8 protein-coding genes are annotated in these 9,052 nt (G+C 75.7%); 6 read left to right on the forward strand and 2 right to left on the reverse strand.

Annotation, left to right across the window (positions count from 1 at the left end; translation table 11 throughout):
• Positions 1-35: 35 nt before the first annotated feature.
• Entirely contained in the window at positions 36-1,589 is a 1,554-nt protein-coding gene (locus GTR00_RS25345) for a diguanylate cyclase domain-containing protein (RefSeq protein ID WP_166609766.1), read from the reverse strand.
• 206 nt (positions 1,590-1,795) lie between these two features.
• Here GTR00_RS25345 and purS point away from each other — a divergent pair, with 206 nt between their 5' ends.
• The 5 genes from purS to GTR00_RS00835 all read left to right on the forward strand — a co-directional run bounded on the left by purS (position 1,796) and on the right by GTR00_RS00835 (position 7,180).
• The gene (purS, locus tag GTR00_RS00815; RefSeq protein WP_166609767.1) at positions 1,796-2,056 is read left to right on the forward strand and encodes a phosphoribosylformylglycinamidine synthase subunit PurS; all 261 of its coding nucleotides are present in this window, start codon (positions 1,796-1,798) and stop codon (positions 2,054-2,056) included.
• The gene (purQ, locus tag GTR00_RS00820) at positions 2,053-2,733 is read left to right on the forward strand and encodes a phosphoribosylformylglycinamidine synthase subunit PurQ (protein ID WP_166609768.1); all 681 of its coding nucleotides are present in this window, start codon (positions 2,053-2,055) and stop codon (positions 2,731-2,733) included. Before purS ends, purQ begins: the two co-directional genes overlap by 4 nt.
• Positions 2,730-5,075 carry a phosphoribosylformylglycinamidine synthase subunit PurL gene (purL, locus tag GTR00_RS00825; protein ID WP_323132115.1) on the forward strand — a complete coding sequence of 782 codons (2,346 nt, stop codon included), beginning with the start codon at positions 2,730-2,732 and terminating at the stop codon, positions 5,073-5,075. The genes purQ and purL overlap by 4 nt, the downstream gene beginning before the upstream one ends.
• Before the next feature lie 264 nt (positions 5,076-5,339).
• Positions 5,340-6,764: a sugar porter family MFS transporter gene (locus tag GTR00_RS00830; RefSeq protein ID WP_166609769.1), complete on the forward strand. Its 1,425-nt coding sequence runs from the start codon at positions 5,340-5,342 to the stop codon at positions 6,762-6,764.
• A 47-nt stretch (positions 6,765-6,811) separates the two neighbouring features.
• Complete coding sequence (locus GTR00_RS00835) at positions 6,812-7,180, forward strand: universal stress protein (RefSeq protein WP_166609770.1); 369 nt, start codon at positions 6,812-6,814, stop codon at positions 7,178-7,180.
• An 18-nt stretch (positions 7,181-7,198) separates the two neighbouring features.
• Here the strand turns inward: GTR00_RS00835 and GTR00_RS00840 are convergent, their stop codons facing one another.
• Positions 7,199-8,386 (reverse strand): phytanoyl-CoA dioxygenase family protein, encoded by a 1,188-nt coding sequence (locus GTR00_RS00840; protein ID WP_166609771.1) that lies wholly within the window; start codon positions 8,384-8,386, stop codon positions 7,199-7,201.
• Between the two features lie 108 nt (positions 8,387-8,494).
• Here GTR00_RS00840 and GTR00_RS00845 point away from each other — a divergent pair.
• Positions 8,495-9,052: LacI family DNA-binding transcriptional regulator (locus GTR00_RS00845; RefSeq protein WP_166609772.1), on the forward strand; the 558-nt coding region annotated here is incomplete at its 3' end.

Genomic DNA, 9,052 nt, shown 5'->3' on the forward strand with positions numbered 1-9,052 from the left:
CCGGTGCGCCCGGTGCGCCCGGTGCGCCCGGTGGCTCAGCCCACCCGGTGCGCCACGACGCTGCGCGAGCCGCCGGAGCGCTTGGCCTCGTACATGGCGGCGTCGGCGCGCGAGAGCATCGCGTCCGCGTCGTCGCCGGGCCCGGAGGTCGTGGCGCCCACGCTGGCCGCCACCGACGCCGGCCCGGCCACCAGCACGAAGGGGTCCTCCAGCGCCGCCACCACGCGGTCGCACACGTCCTCGACGGAGCCGGGCACGGTGTCGGGCACGAGCACGGCGAACTCGTCGCCGCCCAGGCGCGCCGGCAGCGACCCCTCGCCCGCGACCCGGCGCAGGCGCTCGCCGACCTGCCCCAGCAGCTCGTCGCCGGCGGCGTGGCCCAGGGTGTCGTTGACGGCCTTGAAGCCGTCGAGGTCCACGAACAGCACCCCCAGCGGCTCCCCGCCGGCCAGCGCCGCCTCCAGGCGGGCGGTGAAGGCGCGCCGGTTGGCCAGGCCCGTGAGGTGGTCCAGCAGCGCGTGCCGCGCCGCCTGCTCCGTCAGGCGCACCCGCAGCAGCGCCGCCGCGCCCAGGGAGCCCAGCGACTCCAGCGCGGCCTGGTCGTAGCGCAGCAGCGAGGCCTCGGGCGAGCGGGTCGTCACCAGCCAGCGCGGGCGGGTCGCGGCGCCCTCCGGCGTCGCGGCGCCCTCCTCCACCGGCAGCGCGAAGCCCAGCTCGCCGGGCCCGGGGGGCGCGTCGGCCACCCGCAGGCGGCCGCTGGAGACGACGGCCGAGCCGTGGCGCTGCAGCGCCGCCAGCAGCTGCTCCGGGTCGCCGGCGCCCAGCACCTCCACCGAGGCGCGGAACAGCTCGTGCTGCTGGGTGCGGCGGTGCTCGACCTCGCGGGAGGACCAGGCCGCCACCACGACGGCGACGGCGGGCACCAGCAGCAGCAGCGTCATCCAGTCCGGCAGCCGCAGGTCCACCACCCCGCCGAGGTACCCCAGCGTCGACACGAGCAGGAAGACGCCGCCGCCGACGACGGTGCCCGGCCCGCGCAGCTCGCGCAGCGCCACCGCGGGGGACTCCGCGGCCAGGGTGGCCACCGACAGCAGCAGGTCCACCAGGTAGTAGGTCGCCGCGCCCGCCAGCGCCACCAGCAGCTGCCGCGGGCTGGTGGGGTCCGGGGCGCGCAGCGCCTGCACCACCAGCGTGGCGGCCAGGGCCGAGACGATCGAGGAGCCGGCGTTGAAGACGCGGCTGGTCCAGCGCCGCGCGTCCAGCAGGTAGGCCACCAGGGCCGTCACCGCCCACGCCAGCAGCGCCGTGCCGGGCGGGTCCGCGGTGAGCAGGTACGCCAGCAGCAGCGGCCCGCACGGCACCGACAGGCCCACCGAGCCGGAGGAGACCGTCAGCGGGAAGCGGGTCAGGACGTAGCCGACGGGCACGCACGCGGGCAGCAGCTGCCACAGCCGCGGGTCGGCGCCGTCGGCGCGCCACCATGCGGCGGCGCCGGCCAGCACGGCCAGGCCGGCGAGCAGGACGGCCACGTCCACGACCGTGGAGGGGGCGGGCCGACCGCGCCCTCCCCGCACACCCGTGCGCCGCACGTGCCGCTCCTCCCCGCGGGCCGTCCGCTCGCGGCCCGCACGCGGGGCCGCCCCGCTCGCGGCCCGCACCCCGACGTCGGCAGGTGCGGCGGGCGCCTTGAGCGGCGGGCGCCGGCGGGACGGGCGGCGCCCGCGCGGGCGGTAGCCTGAGCCCTGCTGAGATCCCCTCCCACTGCTGGGCCACCGCCCACGAAGGAGCGCCGCGCATGGGCCGCGTCGTCATCGACGTCATGCCGAAACCCGAGATCCTCGACCCGCAGGGCAAGGCCGTCGTCGGCGCCCTGCCGCGCCTGGGCTTCGACGCCTTCACCGGTGTCCGCCAGGGCAAGCGGTTCGAGCTGGAGGTCGACGGGGAGGTCACCCCGGAGGTCCTCGAGCAGGCCCGGGCGGCCGCCTCGACGCTCCTGTCGAACCCGGTCATCGAGGACGTCGTCTCCGTCCGCGCCGCGGAGGAGGTGCCCGCGTGAGGATCGGCGTCGTCACCTTCCCCGGTTCCCTGGACGACGGCGACGCCCGCCGCGCGGTGCGCCTGGCCGGCGCCGAGCCGGTCGCGCTGTGGCACGCCGACGCGGACCTGCGCGGGGTCGACGCGGTCGTCCTGCCGGGGGGCTTCTCCTACGGCGACTACCTGCGCTGCGGGGCCATCGCCTCCTTCGCGCCCATCATGGGCGAGGTCGTCGCCGGCGCGCGGCGCGGCCTGCCCGTGCTGGGCATCTGCAACGGCTTCCAGGTGCTGTGCGAGTCGCACCTGCTGCCCGGCGCCCTGGTGCGCAACGACCACCAGAAGTTCGTCTGCAAGGACCAGCGCCTGCGGGTGGAGTCCACCGCGACGGCGTGGACGTCGGCCTTCGCGGCCGGGGCGGAGATCACCGTGCCGTTGAAGAACGGCGAGGGCGGCTTCGTGGCCGACGACGAGACGCTGGACCGCCTGGAGGGCGAGGGCCGCGTGGTCTTCCGCTACCTGGGCGCCAACCCCAACGGCTCGCTGCGCGGCATCGCCGGCATCGCCAACGAGCGCGGCAACGTGGTGGGCCTCATGCCGCACCCGGAGCACGCGGTGGAGGAGGGCTACGGCCCGGGCACCGACGGGCTGGGGCTGTTCGCCTCCGTGCTGGGCGCCGGCCTGGCGGCGGTGGGCGCGTGAGCGCCCCGACCGCGCAGGGCGCGCGCACCGCGGGGGCGCTGGACACCGTCGAGCGCGCCGCCGCCACCCCCGAGCGCGAGCAGCCGTGGGCCGAGCTGGGCCTGAAGGCCGACGAGTACGTGCGCGTGCGCGACATCCTGGGCCGGCGCCCCACCGGCGCCGAGCTGGCGATGTACTCCGTGATGTGGAGCGAGCACTGCTCCTACAAGTCCTCCAAGGTGCACCTGCGCACCTTCGGCGAGCACCTCACGGACGAGATGAAGAAGTCCCTGATGGTGGGCATCGGCGAGAACGCCGGCGTGGTGGACATCGGGCAGGGCTGGGCCGTCACCTTCAAGGTGGAGAGCCACAACCACCCCAGCTTCGTCGAGCCGTACCAGGGCGCGGCCACCGGCGTGGGCGGGATCATCCGCGACATCATGGCGATGGGCGCGCGCCCGATCGCCGTGATGGACTCCCTGCGCTTCGGGCGCGTGGACCACCCCGACACCGCCCGCGTGGTGCCCGGCGTGGTCTCCGGCGTGGGCGGCTACGGCAACTGCATCGGCCTGCCCAACATCGGCGGCGAGGTCGTCTTCGACCCCTCCTACCAGGGCAACCCGCTGGTCAACGCCCTGTGCGTGGGCGCGCTGCGCCACGAGGACCTGCACCTGGCGAACGCGCGCGGCGCGGGCAACCTCGTGGTCCTCTTCGGCGCCCGCACCGGCGGCGACGGCATCGGCGGCGTGTCGGTGCTGGCCAGCGAGACGTTCGAGGCCGGCGGCCCCAGCAAGCGCCCCGCGGTGCAGGTGGGCGACCCGTTCCAGGAGAAGGTGCTCATCGAGTGCTGCCTGGAGCTGTTCCACGCCGGGCTGGTGGAGGGCATCCAGGACCTCGGCGGCGCGGGGCTGTCGTGCGCGACCAGCGAGCTGGCCAGCGCCGGCGACGGCGGCATGCTGATCCACCTGGACCGGGTGCCGCTGCGCGACCCCTCGCTCTCGCCGGAGGAGATCCTCATGAGCGAGTCGCAGGAGCGCATGATGGCCGTGGTCACCCCGGCCAACCTGGACGCCTTCCTGGCCGTGGCGCGCAAGTGGGACGTCGAGGCCGCCGTGCTGGGGGAGGTCACCGACGGCGACCACCTCGTGGTGCAGTGGCACGGCGAGACGGTCGTGGACGTGCCCCCGCGCACCGTGGCCCACGAGGGCCCGGTGTACGAGCGCCCCTACGCGCGCCCGGCCTCCCAGGACGCCCTGCAGGCCGACGCCCCCTCGGCCGGGCGCCTGCCGCGCCCGTCCGGCGGGCGGGAGCTGCGCGCCACCGTGCTGCGGATGGTCGCCTCCCCGAACCTGTGCTCGCGCGCGTGGGTCACCGACCAGTACGACCGCTACGTGCTGGGCAACACGACCCTGGCCACGCCCGACGACGCCGGCGTGGTGCGCGTGGACGAGACCACCGGCCTGGGCGTGGCCCTGAGCCTGGACGGCAACGGCCGCTTCGCCAAGCTGGACCCGCGCACCGGCGCCCAGCTCGCCCTGGCGGAGGCGTACCGCAACGTCGCCACCGCCGGCGCGCGGCCGCTGGCGGTCACCGACTGCCTGAACTTCGGCTCCCCGGAGGACCCCGGCGTCATGTGGCAGTTCGCCGAGGCGGTGCGGGGCCTGGCCGAGGGCTGCGAGCAGCTCGGCGTGCCCGTCACCGGCGGCAACGTCTCGCTGTACAACCAGACCGGCGACCGCGGCCTGGACTCGGCGGTCCTGCCGACCCCGGTCATCGGCGTGCTCGGCGTGCTCGACGACGTCTCCCGGCGCACCCCCTCCGGGTGGCGCGAGGCCGGGCGCAACGTCTACCTGCTGGGCACCACCCGCGAGGAGCTGGGCGGCTCGGAGTGGGCGTGGGCCGAGCACGGCCACCTGGGCGGCCTGCCGCCGGCGGTGGACCTGGAGCACGAGGCCCTGCTGGCCGACGTCCTGGTGAACTGCTCGCGCGACGGCCTGGTGGACGCCGCGCACGACCTCGCCGACGGCGGTCTGGCGCAGGCGCTGGTGGAGTCGGTGCTGCGCTTCGGCGTGGGCGCGCGCGTGTGGCTGGACGAGCTGTGCGAGCGCGACGGCGTCGACCCGTTCGTCGCGCTGTTCTCCGAGTCCGCCGGCCGGGCGATCGTGGCCGTGCCGCGCGAGGAGGAGGTCCGCTTCACGGACATGTGCACCGCGCGCGGCCTGGCGCACCTGCGCATCGGCGTCACCGACACCGGCTCCGAGGGCGAGGAGGCGGCCCTGGACGTGCAGGGTCTGTTCACCGTGCCCGTGGCCGAGCTGCGCACCGCGCACGAGGGCACCCTGCCGGCGCACTTCGGCGCCTGAGCCGCGCGCCCCCGGGGCGCTCCTCCCGTCGGCCCCCGCGGCTCCCCGCCGCGGGGGCCGACGGCGTCCCGGGCCCACCCACTGGCCACGCAAAGTCCTGTTGTCTTGACATATGCGAGGAGGCGTCCCTACGGTCGAGGCGCTGGCGCAGCACGGCGCGGGCACGAGTTCGACGGGGGACCCGGGCGCGGCGGCACGGTCGCCGCCCTCCCCGGCCCCGCGACCCGATCGACGCTGCGACGCAGCACGCACGAAGGGTTCGTCATGGCCTCACCCCTCCACGGCACCGCCACCACCCGCCCGGCGCTGCCGCCGGACACCCGTGGACCGCACTCGCGCCGGCTCGGCCGGGTCGCGGTCGTCGCCACCTTCGGCGGTCTGCTCTTCGGCTACGACACCGGCGTCATCAACGGCGCGCTGGAGCCGATGGAGAGCTACTTCGGCCTGACCGCCTTCACCGAGGGCCTGGTGACCAGCACCCTGCTGCTCGGCGCCGCCCTCGGCGCCGCCGTCGGCGGGCGCCTGTCGGACCACCAGGGCCGCCGGCGCAACATCCTGCTGCTGGCGGGCCTGTTCTTCGTCGGCGCCCTCGGCTGCGTCCTGGCGCCCAGCCTGGCGGTGCTGGTGCCGGCCCGCTTCGTGCTCGGCCTGGCCGTGGGCGGGGCCTCGGTGACGGTGCCGGTCTACCTGGCCGAGATCTCCCCCTCCGAGCGCCGCGGCGGACTCGTCACCCGCAACGAGGTCATGATCGTGACCGGGCAGTTCGCCGCGTTCGTCGTCAACGCCGTCATCGGCAACGTCTGGGGCGAGGACGAGGACGTGTGGCGGTACATGCTCGCCGTGGCGGCGCTGCCCGCCGTCGCGCTGTTCGTGGGCATGCTGCGCATGCCCGAGAGCCCGCGCTGGCTGGTCGCCGAGGGCCGTGACGCCGAGGCCCTGGCGGTCCTGGAGCAGGTGCGCAGCGCCGAGCGCGCCGAGGCCGAGCTGGCCGAGGTCCACGCCCTGGCCGAGGAGGAGCAGGAGGCCCACGTCGGCGGCTGGTCCGACCTGGGCACCAGGTGGGTGCGGCGCGTGCTGTTCACCGCCATCGGCCTGGCGGTGTTCCAGCAGCTCACCGGCATCAACTCGATCATGTACTACGGCACCCAGCTGCTGCAGGAGGCCGGGTTCTCGGCCGACGGCGCGCTCATCGCGAACACGGCCAACGGCGCGTTCTCCCTGGCCGGCGTCCTGGTCGGCCTGCGCCTGATCAACCGGGTCGACCGGCGCAAGATGCTGCTGTTCGGCTTCGCCGGCACCACCACCGCCCACCTGCTCGTCGGGGTCTGCTCCACCGTCCTGCCCGCCGGCGCCGTGCGCGCCTACGTGGTCCTGGTGCTCGTCGTCGCGTTCGTCTTCGTCATGCAGGGCACCATCGGCCCGCTCGTGTGGCTGATGCTCGCGGAGATCTTCCCGCTGAAGCTGCGCGGCTTCGGCCTGGGGATCGCCGTGTTCCTGCTGTGGATCACCAACTTCCTCGTCGGGCTGTCCTTCCCGCAGCTGGTCGCCGGCATCGGGATCTCCTCGACGTTCTTCGTCTTCGCCGCCCTGGGGATCGCCGCCCTGGTCTTCATCAAGACCTCGGTGCCCGAGACGCGCGGGCGCTCGCTGGAGGAGCTGGAGGCGCAGTTCCGCCGGGACTACTCCTGACCGCGCCCCGCGGCACCCGTCCGACGATCGAGGAGAGGCAGGACCCCGTGTCCGTCGTGGTCGCCGTCACCGACTCCGCCGAGGGCCGCGCCGCCCTGCGCGCGGCGTACGCGGAAGCGCAGCTGCTGGGCACCGACCTGGTCGCCGTGAACCTGATGCTGGGTCCGCTGGACCTGTCCGGCGCGCCGGAGGGGCTCGACGTGCACGTCGTCGAGCGCGCCGCGCGCCGCTCGCGCGAGGAGGCCGTCCTGCACGCCCTCGCCGAGCGGGCCGGTTCCGTGCAGCGCCTGGTGATCGGGGTGCGCCACCGCTCGCCGGTGGGGAAGGCGGTGCTGGGCAGCCTGTCGCAGGAGCTGCTCCTGGAGGCCGACGTGCCGGTGCTGGCCGTCAAGCTGCCCGCCGAGCACCGCGGCTGAACCTCGCGCGCGGGCGTCTCAGCGCAGGCCGGTGCGCCGGCGCTCCTCGCCGGCGGCCAGCTCGGCGTCCAGGCGCTCGCGCCCCCAGCCCTGCGTGAGCGCCCGCCACAGCACCTCGGCCTGCGAGGCGGGCGCCAGACCGCCGATCGGCTGGTCGCGGTCGAGGTTCGTGGGGAACGCGTACGCCTCGGCGGCCACCCCCACGACGTTGCGCAGCCACCGCTCGCCGGCCCCGGCCGCGCGGCGCGCGCTGAGCACCCCCAGCACCGCCGAGGAGATCGCGGTGGTGTCCACCGCCTCCATCGCCCGCCCGAACGCCGAGGACACCTGCAGCAGGTTCGCCATCCGCGACACGTCGGCGGACACGTTGGACCCGGCGCCGTGGAACAGCGCCGGGTTGAAGAACACCGCGTCGCCCGCGCGCAGCGGCAGCTGCACGCGGTGCTCCTCGAAGTAGGCGGTGAACTCCGGCTGGTGGAAGGCGACGTAGCCGGCGGCGAACTTCTGCGAGTGCGGCAGGTACAGCGTCGGCCCGGTCTCCACGGGCATGTCCACGTGCGCCACCGCCCCCTGCAGCGTCAGCGCGGGGGAGAGGGCGTGCACGTGCGCGGGGTACGCCAGCGCCTGCTCGCGGTCCATGAACCCCAGGTGGTAGTCGCGGTGGGCGCGCTGCGCGGTGCCGCCGGGGTTGACGACGTTGACCTGGGAGGTGACCTGGTACCCCGGGCCCAGCCACGCCTCGCTGACCAGCGCCAGCACGTCGTTGGCGTAGTAGTCGCAGAACGCCTCCGCATCGCGCAGGGCGAACTTGTCCAGCGCGCCCCACACCCGGTCGTTCGCGCCGGGCGTGGCGAAGTGGTCCCCGCCGCCGACCCCGGCGGCGCGCTGCTCGGCGATGAGCGCGCGGAACACCGTGCTCGCGCGCTCGACGACGTCCTGCTCGAACGCGCCGCGGAACACCGCGATGCCGGGGCCCTCGGCCAGGGTGCGCACCAGCTCGGCCTGCACCTGCCGGCGCCCGGCGGGCTCGTCCAGGCGCTCGCGCAGCCGGTCGCCGTACACGGGCACGCCCTGCTCGAGGGCGTCGGCGGACGGGTGCTCGCCCGGGTCCGCCTCCTGCTCCACGAGCGCGCGGAACGCGTCGAGGTCGCAGTCGGCGGGGCTGAACCAGGCGGGGGTGCGGGATTCGGCGGGTGCGGTGGTCACGGTCTCGGCCTCTCTGCCGTCGCGGGCTGCTCGTGCTCCCACGCTAGGGCCGACCGGCACGCCGGCGGGGGTTGAAAACCCCTCAGGAACACCTCACGCTGTCCCGTCGTGGCACACCCCTTCCGACTGCGCGAGATCGCCGCCCAGGCGGGGCTGAGCGTGGCCACGGTGGACCGCGTGCTGCACGGGCGGGCGGGGGTGCGCGCCGGCACCGTCGCCGACGTGCACCGCGCCGTGGCGGAGCTGGAGCGCCAGCGCTCGCAGCTGAGCGCCAGCGGCCGCGCGTTCCGCGTGGACCTGCTGGTGCAGGCGCCGCCGCGGTTCTCGGCCGCGGTGCGCACGGCGCTGGAGGCCTCGCTGCCCTCGCTGCGGCCGGTGCTGGTGCGCGCCCGCTCGCAGCTGCACCACGGCGCCTCGACGCAGCCGCTGGCCGCCGCGCTGCGCGCGCTGGCGCGCCGCGGCTCGGACGGGGTGGTGCTCAAGGCGCCCGAGACGCCGGAGGTCCTCGACGCGCTCGGGGAGCTGACCGCCGCCGGGGTGCCCGTCGTCGCGCTCGTCACCGACCTGCCGCGCCGCGCGCGCACGGCCTACGTCGGGCTGGACAACCGCGCCGCCGGCGCGACCGCCGCCCACCTGCTGGCCCACTGGCTGTGCGGTGCCGCGGGG

This window comes from Kineococcus indalonis, assembly GCF_009906395.1.
GTDB classification, from domain to species: Bacteria; Actinomycetota; Actinomycetes; order Actinomycetales; family Kineococcaceae; genus Kineococcus; species Kineococcus indalonis.

Coding starts and splice junctions, on each gene's coding strand:
- purS (WP_166609767.1), top strand. CDS start 1,796: ATGGGCCGCGTCGTCATCGACGTCATGCCGAAACCCGAGATCCTCGAC.
- GTR00_RS00830 (WP_166609769.1), top strand. CDS start 5,340: ATGGCCTCACCCCTCCACGGCACCGCCACCACCCGCCCGGCGCTGCCG.